Source organism: Streptomyces sp. NBC_00726 (assembly GCF_045161735.1).
Classification (GTDB): Bacteria; Actinomycetota; Actinomycetes; order Streptomycetales; family Streptomycetaceae; genus Streptomyces.
Genome location: NZ_CP108983.1, coordinates 4,820,989 through 4,835,022, shown reverse-complemented (window position 1 = coordinate 4,835,022; position 14,034 = coordinate 4,820,989). Strand labels below are relative to the sequence as shown.

Below are 14,034 nucleotides of genomic sequence, written 5' to 3'. Positions count from 1 at the left end.
GTGCCCGGGGAAAGGACGCGATGCCATGTCGGAGGCTGCATCCGCTCAGGTCACCCTGGCGAACAGCACAGCCCTGATCCCGTCTCTCGGACCGCTGCTCCATGAATGGCTGCCCCGGCAGCGGTGGTTCGCGGGCAAGGGACGGTCCATCACCGCCTTCTCGCTCGTCTCGGCCACCGAGATACTGCCGGTGGACGGCGACGGCACCACCCCCGGACTGCTGCACCTGCTGGTGCGGGTCCACCAGCCCACGATGCCCGCCCAGCCCCCGGTGGACTGCTACCAATTGCTCCTCGGCGTCCGCGCCGCGCTGCCCCAGCACCTCGCGCCCGCCGCGATCGGCCGGGTGCCCGACGGGCCGCTGGCCGGGCTCGCGGTCTACGACGGGCTGCACGACGCACGCCTCGCCGCACTGCTGCTGGAACGATTGCGCAGCCCCGGCCGGCTCGGCGCGGTCCGCTTCGACCGGGGCCCGGAGCCCATCCCGGAGGACCTGCCGCCCCGGGTGCTGGACACCGAGCAGTCCAACTCCTCACTGGTGTACGGCAACGCGTACATCCTGAAGATCTTCCGCCGGGTCTTCCCGGGCACCAATCCCGACCTGGAACTGCCGCTCGCGCTCTCCCGCGAGGGGTGCGGGCGGGTCCCGGCGCCGGTCGCCTGGTTCGAGGCGGCGACACCGGAGCGGCTGACGCTCGGGGTGCTCCAGCCCTTCCTGCGCGGCGCCCAGGACGGCTGGCAGCTCGCCCTGCGCGCCCTCGCCACCGGGCACGACTTCCTGGCCGAGGCGAAGGCGCTGGGCCGGGCCACCGCCGAGGTGCACACCGCCCTCGCCGCCGCCCTGCCCACCCCGGTGCTCCGCCGCGCCCAGACCGACGAGCTGGCCGCCGCCATGGTGGAGCGCCTGGAGGCCGCCGCCCACGCGGTCCCGGAGCTGGTCCCGTACGTCCCGGGGCTGCGCACCGCCTTCGACGCGGTCGTCGCGCTCGGGCACCGGGGGTGCGGCTGGGCCGCCCAGCGGGTGCACGGCGACCTCCATCTCGGCCAGACCCTGCGCGGCGCCGACGGCTTCTGGTCGCTGATCGACTTCGAGGGCGAGCCGGCCCGGCCGCTGCCGGAGCGCCGCAGCCCGCAGCCCCCGGTGCGCGATGTGGCCGGGATGCTGCGCTCCTTCGACTACGCGGCCCGCTCGCACCGGCCCTGGAAGCCCGAGTGGGCCGCCCGCTGCCGGGACGCCTACTGCGACGGCTACGCCGAGGCGGCGGGCGCCGACCCGCGCGCCGAACCGGAGCTGCTGCGCGCCCACGAGACCGACAAGGCGGTGTACGAGGTGCTGTACGAGGCCCGGCACCGGCCCGACTGGCTGCCGGTCCCGATGGCCGCGATCCACCGCCTGGCCGCGGACTCCGCCGGCTGAGGATGCCCCCTCCCCCGTACCGCCCCATCCGTACCGCCCCGCCGACATCTCCGAGGAGGCTGTCCCTGTGACCGCCCGCAAGCCGTCCCGCAAGTCCGAGCCCGCCGTGTCCGCCACACCCGCCGCGCCCGCCGCCGAGCTCCCGCCCGCCGGGGAACCGATCGCCGCCACGCTGTCCTCCCCGCAGGCCGGGCCGCCCGCGAAGAAGCGCGCCCCGAAGAAGACCTCCGCGTCGGGGGCCGCCGCCGCCCCGGCCAAGCGCACGAAGAAGGCCGCCGCCGCACCGCCCAAGCCCCGCAGCGCCGGCAGTCAGGAGCTGCGCCCGGCCACCCCGCTGCACGACGCCGACCGGGGCCGGCTGCTGGCCGGCGAGCATCACGCCCCGCACGGTCTGCTGGGCGCGCACCAGGTGGGCGACGGGGTGGAGATCCGGGTGCTGCGCCCGTTCGCCCGGGCGGTCACCGTGCTCGCGAAGGGGCTGCGGGCGCCGCTGCACAGCGACGGGGACGGGCTGTTCTCCGGGGTGCTGCCGCTGCCGGAGGTGCCGGAGTACCGGCTGCTGGTGACTTACGAGGACAACGAGATCGAGGTCCACGACCCGTACCGCTTCCTGCCCGCGCTCGGGGAACTGGATCTGCACCTGATCCGGGAGGGGCGGCACGAGGAGCTGTGGAACGCGCTCGGGGCGCGGCCGATGGAGCACCAGGGGGTCGCCGGGACGCGGTTCACGGTGTGGGCGCCGAACGCCCGGGGTGTGCGGGTGTGCGGTGACTTCAACTACTGGGACGGCACGGGCTTCCCGATGCGGTCGCTGGGCGCGTCCGGGGTGTGGGAGCTGTTCCTGCCGGGAACCGGGGAGGGCGCGCTGTACAAGTTCGACATCTGCCGCCCGGACGGTTCGCACACGACGCGCTCGGACCCGATGGCCCGGCACACCGAGGTGCCGCCCGCCACCGCCTCGGTGGTGACGGCCGCGCACCATGTGTGGCAGGACCAGGAGTGGATGGCGAACCGGGGGAACGTGCCGGTGCACGAGGCGCCGTTCTCGGTGTACGAGGTGCATCTGCCGTCCTGGCGGCCCGGTCTCTCGTACCGGCAGCTGGCGGAGCAACTGCCCGCTTACGTCAAGGAGCTGGGCTTCACGCACGTCGAGCTGATGCCGGTGTCGGAGCACCCCTTCGGCGGTTCCTGGGGCTATCAGGTCACCGGGTTCTACGCGCCGACCTCCCGGATGGGCTCGCCGGACGACTTCCGCTTCCTGGTGGACGCGCTGCACCGGGCCGGGATCGGCGTGATCATGGACTGGGTGCCGGCGCACTTCCCGCGCGACGACTGGGCGCTCGCGGAGTTCGACGGCCGGCCGCTGTACGAGCACGAGGACCCGCGACGGGCCGCGCACCCGGACTGGGGGACCCTGGAGTTCGACTACGGGCGGACCGAGGTGCGTAACTTCCTGGTCGCCAACGCCACGTACTGGTGCGAGCAGTTCCACATCGACGGGCTGCGGGTGGACGCGGTCGCCTCGATGCTCTACCTGGACTACTCGCGCGAGGACGGCCAGTGGTCGCCCAACGAGTTCGGCGGGCGGGAGAATCTGGACGCGGTCGCCTTCCTCCAGGAGATGAACGCCACGGTCTACCGGCGCAATCCGGGTGTGGTCACCATCGCCGAGGAGTCCACCGCCTGGGACGGCGTGACCCGGGCCACCGACCACGGCGGGCTCGGCTTCGGGCTGAAGTGGAACATGGGCTGGATGCACGACTCGCTGGTGTACATCTCCAAGGAGCCGGTGCACCGCAAGTACCACCACAACGAGATGACGTTCTCGATGGTGTACGCGTACAGCGAGAACTACGTGCTGCCGATCTCGCACGACGAGGTGGTGCACGGCAAGCAGGCGCTGGTCTCCAAGATGCCGGGCGACTGGTGGCAGCAGCGCGCCAACCACCGCGCGTACCTGGGCTTCATGTGGGCCCACCCGGGCAAGCAACTGCTGTTCATGGGGCAGGAGTTCGCGCAGGGCGCGGAGTGGTCGGAGGGGCACGGCCCGGACTGGTGGCTGCTGGACCCGTCGTACGAGGCGTCCGGCGACCACCGCGGGGTGCGGGAGCTGGTGGGCGAGCTGAACAGGGTGTACGGGGCGACGCCCGCGCTCTGGCAGCGCGACACCCGTCCGGAGGGCTTCGCCTGGGTGGACGGGGGCGCGGCGGAGGACAACGTGTTCGCGTTCCTGCGCCACGACGCGAAGGGCGCGCCGCTGCTGGCGGTCTCCAACTTCTCACCGGTGGTGCGGCACGACTACCGGCTCGGGGTGCCGGAGGGTCCCCGGCTGTGGGCGGAGGTCCTGAACACGGACGCGGCCCGGTACGGGGGCGGCGGGGTGGTCAACGAGGAGCCGCTGAAGCCGGAGGACGTACCGTCGCACGGCAGGCCGTCGAGCGTGTCGCTGACGCTGCCGCCGCTGGCGACGGTGTGGTTCAAGCCGGCGTGACGTGACGTGACGCGACGGGGGGCGGGGCCGCGGTGGCCCCGCCCCCGGGCGTTTCAGAGTACGTCCTCCAGCTCCTGGAGCAGCCGCCGCTTCGGGCGGGCGCCGACCATGGACTTCACCGGTTCGCCGTCCCGGAACACCATCAGGGTCGGCATCGACAGGACGCCGTACCGGGTGCTGGTGCCCGGGTTGCGGTCGACGTCGATCTGGACGACGCGGAGCCGTTCGCGCTCCTCCTCGGCGATGGCGCCCAGGACCGGGGCGAGCTGGCGGCAGGGGCCGCACCATTCGGCGGTGAACTCCACCAGGACGGGCCGGGTCTCCCCCAGCACCTCGGCGTCGAAGGTCTCGTCGGTGAGTTCGTCGACGCCCGTTACGTGGATCATCTGTCATCCTCCCAGTTCGCAGCGTGGTTCGGGGCCGCCGGGCAGTTCGGCGGACGCCTCCAGCTCGGCGCGGGCCAGCTGGGCGCCCACCTCCGCGCGGACGCCCCGCAGCTGCTCGATGAGCCGGTCGAGCTCGCCGAGTTTGCGCCGGTAGACGGCGAGCGAGGCGGGGCAGGAGTCCCCGGCGGGGTGCCCGGCGCGCAGGCACTCCACGAAGGGCCGGGTCTCCTCCAGGTCGAACCCGAAGTCCTGGAGGGTCCGGATCTGCCGGATCAGCCTGAGGTCGCTCTCGTCGTACGTGCGGTAGCCGTTCACCGCGCGCCGCGCGGGCAGCAGCCCGCGCGACTCGTAGTAGCGCAGCGTCCGCGTCGTCGTCCCGGCCCGTTCGGCCAGCTCCCCGATTCGCATACCGCGACCGTAATCCTTGACGCCGACGTCAAGGCAAGGAGGAATGCGGGCCGGTCAGACCTTGGTGAGCGAGGGCCGGTCCTCGCCGCCCTCGCGGGCCTCGGGGACGTACGGCTCGGCCGGGCCCTCGTCGCTGAGCATCTTCTCGTCGAAGGGGATCGCGCCGGAGAGCACCTGGCCGACCCGTTCGCGGTCGATCTCCTTGGTCCAGGTGCCGACGAGGACCGTGGCGACCGCGTTGCCCGCGAAGTTCGTCAGGGCGCGGGCCTCGCTCATGAAGCGGTCGATGCCGACGATCAGGCCGACACCGTCCACCAGCTCGGGGCGGTGCGACTGGAGGCCGCCGGCCAGGGTCGCGAGACCGGCACCGGTGACGCCCGCGGCGCCCTTGGAGGCGATGACCATGAAGACCAGCAGCGAGATCTGCTCGCCGATGCTCAGCGGGTCGCCGGTCGCGTTGGCGATGAACAGCGAGGCCATCGTGAGGTAGATCGCGGTGCCGTCCAGGTTGAAGGAGTAGCCGGTCGGCACGGTGATGCCGACGACGGGCTTGCTGACGCCCATGTGCTCCATCTTCGCGATCAGCCGGGGCAGCGCCGATTCCGAGGAGGAGGTGGACAGGATCAGCAGGAACTCGCGGCTGAGGTACTTCAGCAGCGCGAAGATGTTGACCCCCGCGACCAGCCGCAGGATCGCGCCGAGCACCACGAAGACGAAGAGCGCGCAGGTGACGTAGAAGCCGATCATGATGACCGCGAGGGACTTCAGCGCGTCCACGCCGGTCTCGCCGACCACCGCGGCCATCGCGCCGAACGCGCCGATGGGCGCCGCCCACATGATCATGGCGAGGATGCGGAAGACGAGGCGCTGAATGTGCCCGATGCCGCGCAGCACCGGTTCGCCCGCCGGGCCCAGGGCCTGGAGCGCGAAGCCCGCGAGCAGGGCGATCAGCAGGGTCTGGAGGACCTCGCCCTCGGTGAACGCGGAGACCAGGGTGGTCGGGATGATCCCGAGCAGGAAGTCCGTGGTGGACTCGCCGGCCCCCGCGGCCTGCTTCTCGCCGGCGGCGCGGACCGCCTCGGTGATGTGGAGGCCGGAGCCGGGCTCCAGGATGTTGCCGACGATCAGGCCGATGGCCAGCGCGACCGTCGACATGACCAGGAAGTAGCCGAGGGCGAGCCCGCCGACGGCACCGACCTTGGCGGCCTTGCGGACCGAGCCGACGCCCAGCACGATCGTGCAGAAGATGATCGGCGAGATCATCATCTTGATCAGGTTCACGAACCCGGTGCCGATGGGCTTGAGCTCGACGGCCGCGTCGGGGGCGACGAAGCCCACCAGGATGCCGAGGCCCACGGCCACGATCACGGCGATGTACAGATACTTCGTACGGTCCGGCTTGGTGCGTTCCGTTTCGGCGGCGCTCACTGCCACGGGGGTCTCCTCGGGTCGTCCTCGTCCCACCCCCGTGCCGGGGGTCCCGGCGACTATCCCGCCCGCTGTGACGCCGGTCACCGTTGCGTGCATTTCGTTCACCGGTGGCCGGCCCCACCCAGGTTTTCGGCCAGGCACACTTATCCGCATGCGTTTCCCCCGTACCCGACCGCGCAGTCTGGCCGGCCAGCTGTTCGCGTGGCAGGTGGTGCTGGTGGCGGCCGTCGTGGCGGGGTGCGCGTGCTTCGCGTACGTCTCCGGGCGCGGCCAGGCCGAGGAGACGGCGGCGCGGCAGGCGCGGGCGGTGGCCCTCTCGGTGGCCGGATCGCCGTCCGTCCGGGAGGCGATCCGCACCGACGACCCGTCCGCCGCGCTCCAGCCGTACGCGGAGCGGGTGCGCAAGGACACCGGGATCGCCTTCATCACGATCATGAGCCCGGACCGGGTCCGCTGGACGCACCCGGACGCCGACCGCATCGGGGAGACCTTCCTCGGGCACACCGCCCGGGCGCTGCGCGGCGAGACCTTCTCGGAGACGTACACCGGCACGCTCGGCCCCTCGATCCGGGTCGTCACCCCGGTCCGCGACGGCGGCCGGATCACCGGCCTGGTCAGCGCGGGCATCACCGTGGACCGGGTCTCCTCACAGGTGCGGGCGCAGCTCGGCGCCCTGGCGCTGGCGGCCGGCGCGGCCCTGGTGCTCGGCGGGCTCGGCACGTACGTGATCAACGCGCGGCTGCGCCGGCACACGCACGGGATGAACGCGGCGGAGCTGAGCCGGCTGCACGACTACCACGAAGCGACCCTGCACGCGGTGCGCGAGGGACTGCTGATGCTGGACGGGCAGCGCCGGATCGCCCTGGTCAACGACGCGGGCCGGGAGCTGCTCGGCCTGGCCCCGGGCGCGGTGGGCCGCCGGATCGCCGACCTCGATCTGCCGGCCCCGCTGACCGGGGCGCTGCTCGCCTCCGAGGAGCGGGTGGACGAGGTGCATCTGACGGCGGACCGGATCATCGTCGTCAACACCCGTCCGGTGGTCGGCGGCGAGCGGCGCGGGACCGTGGTGACCCTGCGCGACCGCACCGAGCTCCAGGCGCTCTCCGGTGAGCTGGACTCGGAGCGCGGCTTCACCCGGGCGCTGCGTTCCCAGGCGCACGAGGCGGCGAACCGGCTGCACACCGTGGTCTCGCTGATCGAGCTGGGCCGGGCGGAGGAGGCGGTGGGCTTCGCCACGGCCGAACTGGAGCTGGCCCAGGCGCTCACCGACCGGGTGGTGGGCGCGGTCGCCGAACCGGTGCTCGCCGCCCTGCTCCTGGGCAAGGCGGCGCAGGCGAACGAACGGGGCGTGGAGCTGGTGCTCGCGGAGGACAGCCTGATAGACGACGGCGCCCTGCCCGCGTCGCTGCCCGCCCGCGATCTGGTGACCGTCCTCGGCAATCTGATCGACAACGCGGTGGACGCGGTGACCCGGGAGGCGCCCGGGCGCGGCCGGGTCACCGTCACCGCGCTCGCCGACGGGGGCGAACTGCTGCTGCGGGTCGCGGACAACGGGGCCGGGGTCGCCCCGGCGGACACGGCCGAGGTGTTCCGGGCCGGCTGGTCGACGCACGGCGCGGGGCGCGGCCTCGGCCTGGCCCTGGTCCGGCAGGCGGCGCACCGGGGCGGCGGGACGGTGGCGCTGGAGCGGGGTCCGGACGGCGGCGCGGAATTCACCGTACGGCTGCCGCTGGGCGCGGGGGTGCGGTCGTGATCCGGGTCCTGGTGGTGGAGGACGACCCGGTGGCGGCGGACGCGCACCGGCTGTACGTGGGCAGGGTGCCGGGCTTCGCCGTGGCCGCCGTGGCGCACTCGCGCGCCGAGGCCGTCCGGGCGCTGGAGCGCACCCCGGTCGACCTGCTGCTCCTGGACCTCTATCTGCCCGACGGGCACGGGCTCCAGCTGCTGCGCTCGCTGCGGGCGGCCGGGCACGCGGCGGACGTGATCGCGGTGACCTCGGCCCGCGACCTGGCCGTGGTCCGGGAGGGCGTCTCGCTGGGCGTCGTGCAGTACGTGCTGAAGCCGTTCACCTTCGCCACGCTGCGGGACCGGCTCGTGCGGTACGCGGAGTTCCGGGCGGCGGCCGGTGAGGCGAGCGGGCAGGACGAGGTGGACCGGGCGCTCGCCGCGCTGCGGGCCCCGGAGCCGGCCCGGCTGCCCAAGGGGCTGAGCGCGCCGACCCTGGAGGCGGTGACCGGGGCGCTGCGGGCGGCCCCGGACGGTCTGACGGCCTCGGCGGCGGGCCTGGAGCTGGGGATCTCGCGGATCACCGCGCGCCGCTATCTGGAACACCTGGTGACGGCGGGGCGGGCGGTGCGCAGTCCGCAGTACGGGCAGGTGGGGCGGCCCGAGCTGCACTACCGGTGGCGGCCGGAGGGACGCTGAGCGGAGGCGGCCGGAGAGGGCGAGGTGAGGGGCGACCGGTCCCGTGGTGCGGCTTTTGTACCTAGGACCTTCCTATGAGCCGTGTTCTCGGGCGAACACACCGTAGTCAGCGGGGCCCCGACCTCCTTACGGTGTCCCCGTGCACCCCTCTCCGCCTTTCAACGCCCCCGCCGCCCGAAGACTCCGCGAGGCCCTGGGTATGGCTCCCGGCCATGTCGCCTACGGCCTCGGCGCTCAGTACGGACTACGGATCACCGCCGAGACGGTGGCCGCCTGGGAACGCGGGCTCGCGATCCCCTCGGAATACGAACTCACCGCACTGGCCGGGGTGCTGTGGTGCGCCCCGGGCGAGCTGCTGACGGCCGCGCGCAGCCTGCGCGAGCACCGGGTCTCCCGGGAGCTGTCGCCGGACGAGCTGGCCGCCCGGGTGGGAATGGCCGCCGCCGCGTATCTGCGGATGGAGGAGTCGGGGCGCTGGCGGGGCAACGAGCGCCAGTCCGCCGCGCTGAGCGAGGCGCTGGGCCTGACGCCCGCGGACTTCGTGACGGCGACCGGGCGCGAGGAGGAGCTGGCGGACCTGCTGCGCAGCGCGGTGACGACGCGGTGGCAGGCGTACGCCCGGCCGGTGGCCAAGCTGGCACCGGTGGACCGGCGCCGGGTCCAGGAGGTCCTGGAGCGGCTGCACGGCGACTACCAGGCGCTGATGGTCTCCACGCTGAGCTGGAGCAGCGCGGGCACGGACCGGCCGGGCAACACCGGCGAGGAGGGCCGGGCCTTCCTCGCCGGGATCGTGCCCCGCTTCTGGGAGGCGGCCGGGCCTCCGGCGTAACGGGCCGGCCCTCCCGCGTAACGCAAGCGCGGAAGACGCGCTCAGAAGACCGACTCGGCCTCGTGCATCCGGTCCAGCGGGACCGTCTTGAGCTGGGTGACCGCCTCGGCGAGCGGGACCATCTCGATGGCGTTGCCGCGCAGCGCGGTCATCCGGCCGAAGTCGCCCCGGTGCGCGGCCTCCACCGCGTGCCAGCCGAAGCGGGTGGCGAGGACGCGGTCGTACGCGGTCGGGGTGCCGCCGCGCTGGACGTGGCCGAGGATGACCGGGCGGGCCTCCTTGCCGAGCCGCTTCTCCAGCTCGACGGCCAGCCGGTTGCCGATGCCCTGGAACCGCTCGTGTCCGTACTGGTCGATCTCGCCCTTGGCGTACGGCATCGAGCCCTCGGCCGGGTGCGCGCCCTCGGCGACGCAGATGACGGCGAACTTCTTGCCGCGCGCGAAGCGCTCCTCGACCATCTTGACCAGGTCGTCCACCTCGAACTTGCGCTCGGGGAGACAGATGCCGTGGGCGCCGCCGGCCATGCCGGACTCCAGCGCGATCCAGCCCGCGTGGCGGCCCATCACCTCGACCACCATCACGCGCTGGTGGGACTCGGCGGTGGTCTTCAGACGGTCTATGGCCTCCGTCGCGACGCCCACGGCGGTGTCGAAGCCGAACGTGCGGTCGGTGGAGGAGATGTCGTTGTCGATGGTCTTCGGGACGCCGACGACGGGCATTCCGGCGTCCGCGAGCATCCGGGCGGCGGTCAGGGTGCCCTCGCCGCCGATCGGGATCAGCGCGTCCATGCCGTAACGCCGGCTCAGCTCGGCACAGTTCTCGGCGGCCTCGCGCAGCCGGGCGCGCTCCAGGCGGGCCGAGCCGAGGATGGTGCCGCCGCGGGCGAGGATGCCGCTGACCGCGTTCAGGTCGAGGGGCCTGAAGTGGCCGTCGAGGAGGCCCTTGAAACCGTCCTCGAAGCCGATGACCTCGTCGCCGTGGCCGACGACGGCCCGGTGGACGACCGAGCGGATCACTGCGTTCAGGCCGGGGCAGTCGCCGCCTGCGGTGAGAACTCCGATGCGCATCCTGTTCCGTCTCCTGCTCGCTGGGCCCGCTCCACTGGCATCCGGTACGGGGGTCGCTTCCGCCTCCCCCGTACCGTGAGTCACGACGAGTGTCCCACGCCGGGCGCGGGGCCCGCGCTCCCGGCTGCTCCGGGGCGGCCCGCGGACGCCCTCGCGGGGCAGTCGTCCGGCGGGCGGCCCCGCCACCCCCACGGGTATCGTCAAACGGGCGATTACCACGCGAACCGGGCACCATACCGGACCAGAGACGACGGGAGACACGCGTGACGCGCAGCGTGTACGTGACCGGGATCGACCGGGGAGACGGCCGCCAGGTCGTGGACCTGGGCGTCATGGAGCTGCTGACCCGCCAGGTGGACCGGGTCGGGGTGTTCCGCCCCCTGGTGCACGACGACCCCGACCGGCTGTTCGAGCTGCTGCGGGCCCGCTACCGGCTCTCCCAGGACCCGGGCACGGTCTACGGGATGGACTACCACGAGGCGTCCGCGATCCAGGCCGAGCAGGGCACCGACGAACTCGTCTCCCGGCTGGTCGAGCGCTTCCACCGGGTGGCCGTCGACTACGAGGTGGTCCTCGTCCTCGGCACCGACTTCGCCGCCACCCAGCTCCCGGACGAGCTGGCGCTCAACGCCCGCCTGGCCAACGAGTTCGGCGCCTCGGTGATCGCGGTGGTCGGCGGCCGGGACCAGAACGCGGAGTCGGTGCGCGCCGAGACCCGCAACGCGTACCGGGCCTACTCGGGCCTGGGCTGCGATGTGCTCGCGATGATCGTGAACCGGGTGGCCCCGGCCGACCGGGACGTCATCGCGGAACGCCTCACCGCGACCCTGCCGGTGCCCTGCTCGGTGCTGCCGGACGAGCCGGCCCTCTCGGCGCCGACGGTCGCCCAGATCACCGCGGCCCTGGACGGCACGGTGCTCCTCGGCGACGACTCCGGGCTGGCCCGGGACGCGCTGGACTTCGTCTTCGGCGGGGCGATGCTGCCGAATCTGCTGAAGGCGCTGACCCCGGGGTGCATGGTGGTGACGCCCGGGGATCGCGCGGACCTGGTGGTCGGCTCGCTCGCCGCCCACAGCGCCGGGACGCCGCCGATCGCCGGGGTGCTGCTCACCCTGGACGAGCGGCCCGGCGAGGAGATACTCACGCTGGCCGCACGGCTCGCACCGGGCACCCCGGTCGTCTCGGTGGCCGGCGGCTCCTTCCCCACCGCCGGGGAACTCTTCGCGCTTGAGGGCAGGCTGAACGCGGCGACCCCGCGCAAGGCGGAGACCGCGCTCGGCCTCTTCGAGCGGCACGTCGACACCGGCGCCCTCCTCGACCGGATCTCGGTCGCCCGCAGCGGCCGGGTCACGCCGATGATGTTCGAACACGAGCTGCTGGAGCAGGCGCGCGCGGACCGGCGCCGGGTGGTGCTGCCGGAGGGCACCGAGGAACGCGTGCTGCGCGCGGCCGACGTGCTGATGCGCCGGGACGTCTGCGACCTCACGCTGCTCGGCGACCCGGACGTGATCCGCAAGAAGGCCGCCGACCTCGGCATCGACCTGGCCGAGACCCAGCTCATCGACCCGCAGACCTCGGAGCTGCGCCAGTCGTTCGCCGAGCGGTACGCACAGCTGCGGGCGCACCGCGGAGTGACGGTCGAGCTGGCGTACGACGTGGTCTCGGACGTCAACTACTTCGGCACCCTGATGGTCCAGGAGGGGCTGGCCGACGGGATGGTCTCCGGGGCGGTGCACTCCACGGCGGCGACGATCCGGCCGGCCTTCGAGATCATCAAGACGAAACCCGATGCCTCGATCGTCTCGTCGGTCTTCTTCATGTGCCTCGCCGACAAGGTGCTGGTGTACGGCGACTGCGCGGTCAATCCGGACCCGGACGCCGAGCAGCTCGCGGACATCGCCGTGCAGTCCGCCGCCACCGCCGCCCGCTTCGGCGTCGAGCCCCGGATCGCGATGCTGTCGTACTCGACCGGGACCTCGGGCACCGGCGCCGACGTCGACAAGGTGCGCGCGGCGACGGACCGGGTGCGCGGGAGCCACCCGGACCTCAGGATCGAGGGGCCCATCCAGTACGACGCGGCGGTCGAGCCGAGCGTGGCCGCGACCAAGCTGCCGGGCTCCGAGGTGGCCGGGCAGGCGACGGTCCTGATCTTCCCGGACCTGAACACCGGCAACAACACCTACAAGGCCGTGCAGCGCTCGGCGGGCGCGGTGGCGGTCGGCCCGGTCCTCCAGGGGCTGCGCAAGCCGGTCAACGACCTGTCCCGGGGCGCGCTCGTGCAGGACATCGTGAACACCGTGGCCATCACCGCGATCCAGGCCCAGGGCGAGGAGTAACCCGCATGACCACCCCGAACACCGAAGACGCGGCGGCCCGGAAGCCGAGCCGGGTGCTCGTGCTCAACTCCGGCTCGTCCTCCGTGAAGTACCAGCTGCTCGACATGGACGACCGCTCCCGGCTGGCGTCCGGCCTGGTCGAGCGGATCGGCGAGGAGACCTCGCGGCTCGTCCACACCCCGCCGGCCGGGGGCGGCGGGCCCCGGGAGCGCGAGGGCCGGATCGCCGACCACGACGAGGCGCTGAAGGCGGCGGCCGAGGAGCTGGCCGCCGACGGGCTCGGGCTTGACTCCCCGGAGCTGGCGGCGATCGGGCACCGGGTGGTGCACGGCGGGCTCCGGTTCACCGAGCCGACCGTGATCACCGACGAGGTCCTGAAGGAGATCGAGCGCCTGGTCCCCGTGGCGCCGCTGCACAACCCGGCCAACATCACGGGCATCCGCACCGCCGTGACGCTGCGCCCGGACCTGCCGCAGGTGGCGGTGTTCGACACGGCGTTCCACACGACGATGCCGGAGTACGCGGCGCGGTACGCGATCGACGTGGCGACGGCCGACGCCCACCGCATCCGCCGCTACGGCTTCCACGGCACGTCACACGCGTACGTCTCCCGCAAGGCGGCCGAGCTGCTGGGCAAGGAGCCGGCGGACGTCAACGTCATCGTGCTGCACCTGGGCAACGGGGCGTCCGCGTCGGCGGTCGCGGGCGGGCGGTGCGTGGAGACGTCGATGGGCCTGACCCCCTTGGAGGGGCTGGTGATGGGGACCAGGTCCGGGGACATCGATCCGGCCGTCACCTTCCATCTGAAGCGGGTGGCGGGGATGTCGGCGGACGAGATCGACGTCCTGCTCAACAAGAAGAGCGGCCTGGTGGGGCTGTGCGGTGACAACGACATGCGGGAGATCCGGCGCCGGGTGGACGAGGGCGACGAGCGTGCGGCGCTCGCCTTCGACATCTACGTGCACCGGCTGAAGAAGTACATCGGCGCCTATTCGGCGGTCCTCGGCCGGGTGGACGCCGTGGTCTTCACGGCGGGGGTGGGCGAGAACTCGGCTCCGGTACGGGAGGCTGCCATCGCCGGCCTGGAGGAGCTGGGCCTCGCGGTGGACGCGGATCTCAACGCCGTACGGTCCGGCGTACCGCGGCTGATCTCGCCGGATTACGCACGGGTCGCGGTCGCCGTGGTGCCGACCGACGAGGAGCTGGAGATCGCCACCCAGACCTTCACCCTGGTCGACAACTGAG

At 73.0% G+C, this 14,034-nt stretch carries 11 protein-coding genes; 7 read left to right on the top strand and 4 right to left on the bottom strand.

What is annotated here, in order from left to right; all coding sequences use genetic code 11:
• The first annotated feature begins 25 nt into the window (after positions 1 to 25).
• Both OG338_RS21805 and glgB read left to right on the top strand, forming a co-directional pair.
• Positions 26 to 1,417 carry a maltokinase N-terminal cap-like domain-containing protein gene (locus OG338_RS21805; protein ID WP_405938922.1) on the top strand — a complete coding sequence of 464 codons (1,392 nt, stop codon included), beginning with the start codon at positions 26 to 28 and terminating at the stop codon, positions 1,415 to 1,417.
• A 67-nt stretch (positions 1,418 to 1,484) separates the two neighbouring features.
• On the top strand, positions 1,485 to 3,908 hold the full coding sequence (gene glgB, locus OG338_RS21800; protein WP_405938921.1) for a 1,4-alpha-glucan branching enzyme: 2,424 nt from the start codon (positions 1,485 to 1,487) through the stop codon (positions 3,906 to 3,908).
• Positions 3,909 to 3,961: 53 nt separating this feature from the next.
• Here glgB and trxA read toward each other — a convergent pair whose 3' ends face one another.
• Genes trxA through OG338_RS21785 form a run of 3 tightly spaced genes read right to left on the bottom strand, consistent with a single transcriptional unit; the run spans position 3,962 to position 6,130 of the window.
• On the bottom strand, positions 3,962 to 4,294 hold the full coding sequence (trxA, locus tag OG338_RS21795; protein WP_405938920.1) for a thioredoxin: 333 nt from the start codon (positions 4,292 to 4,294) through the stop codon (positions 3,962 to 3,964).
• Positions 4,295 to 4,297: 3 nt separating this feature from the next.
• Positions 4,298 to 4,702, bottom strand: coding sequence for a MerR family transcriptional regulator (locus OG338_RS21790; protein ID WP_405938919.1), 405 nt, complete (start codon positions 4,700 to 4,702; stop codon positions 4,298 to 4,300).
• Positions 4,703 to 4,756: 54 nt separating this feature from the next.
• On the bottom strand, positions 4,757 to 6,130 hold the full coding sequence (locus OG338_RS21785; protein ID WP_405940497.1) for a cation:dicarboxylate symporter family transporter: 1,374 nt from the start codon (positions 6,128 to 6,130) through the stop codon (positions 4,757 to 4,759).
• Positions 6,131 to 6,284: 154 nt separating this feature from the next.
• On the opposite strand from OG338_RS21785, the gene OG338_RS21780 reads away from it, so the two are divergent.
• From OG338_RS21780 to OG338_RS21770, 3 genes are all read left to right on the top strand, one after another.
• Positions 6,285 to 7,886, top strand: coding sequence for an ATP-binding protein (locus tag OG338_RS21780; RefSeq protein WP_405938918.1), 1,602 nt, complete (start codon positions 6,285 to 6,287; stop codon positions 7,884 to 7,886).
• Positions 7,883 to 8,557 (top strand): response regulator, encoded by a 675-nt coding sequence (locus OG338_RS21775; RefSeq protein WP_405938917.1) that lies wholly within the window; start codon positions 7,883 to 7,885, stop codon positions 8,555 to 8,557. The genes OG338_RS21780 and OG338_RS21775 overlap by 4 nt, the downstream gene beginning before the upstream one ends.
• A gap of 199 nt (positions 8,558 to 8,756) precedes the next feature.
• Entirely contained in the window at positions 8,757 to 9,386 is a 630-nt protein-coding gene (locus OG338_RS21770; protein ID WP_405938916.1) for an XRE family transcriptional regulator, read from the top strand.
• 41 nt (positions 9,387 to 9,427) lie between these two features.
• On the opposite strand, the gene OG338_RS21765 is transcribed toward OG338_RS21770, so the two are convergent.
• Complete coding sequence (locus OG338_RS21765) at positions 9,428 to 10,453, bottom strand: ATP-dependent 6-phosphofructokinase (protein WP_405938915.1); 1,026 nt, start codon at positions 10,451 to 10,453, stop codon at positions 9,428 to 9,430.
• Between the two features lie 263 nt (positions 10,454 to 10,716).
• On the opposite strand from OG338_RS21765, the gene pta reads away from it, so the two are divergent.
• Both pta and OG338_RS21755 read left to right on the top strand, forming a co-directional pair.
• Positions 10,717 to 12,789, top strand: a complete 2,073-nt coding sequence (gene pta / locus OG338_RS21760; protein ID WP_405938914.1) for a phosphate acetyltransferase — start codon at positions 10,717 to 10,719, stop codon at positions 12,787 to 12,789.
• Between the two features lie 5 nt (positions 12,790 to 12,794).
• Positions 12,795 to 14,033 (top strand): acetate kinase, encoded by a 1,239-nt coding sequence (locus OG338_RS21755; RefSeq protein ID WP_405938913.1) that lies wholly within the window; start codon positions 12,795 to 12,797, stop codon positions 14,031 to 14,033.
• The last annotated feature ends 1 nt before the right edge of the window (position 14,034 follow it).

Bases quoted from the DNA above. Each gene is read 5' to 3' on its own strand.
- OG338_RS21790 (WP_405938919.1), bottom strand. From the start codon at position 4,702: ATGCGAATCGGGGAGCTGGCCGAACGGGCCGGGACGACGACGCGGACG.
- OG338_RS21805 (WP_405938922.1), top strand. From the start codon at position 26: ATGTCGGAGGCTGCATCCGCTCAGGTCACCCTGGCGAACAGCACAGCC.
- trxA (WP_405938920.1), bottom strand. From the start codon at position 4,294: ATGATCCACGTAACGGGCGTCGACGAACTCACCGACGAGACCTTCGAC.
- OG338_RS21770 (WP_405938916.1), top strand. From the start codon at position 8,757: ATGGCTCCCGGCCATGTCGCCTACGGCCTCGGCGCTCAGTACGGACTA.
- OG338_RS21755 (WP_405938913.1), top strand. From the start codon at position 12,795: ATGACCACCCCGAACACCGAAGACGCGGCGGCCCGGAAGCCGAGCCGG.
- OG338_RS21780 (WP_405938918.1), top strand. From the start codon at position 6,285: ATGCGTTTCCCCCGTACCCGACCGCGCAGTCTGGCCGGCCAGCTGTTC.
- OG338_RS21765 (WP_405938915.1), bottom strand. From the start codon at position 10,453: ATGCGCATCGGAGTTCTCACCGCAGGCGGCGACTGCCCCGGCCTGAAC.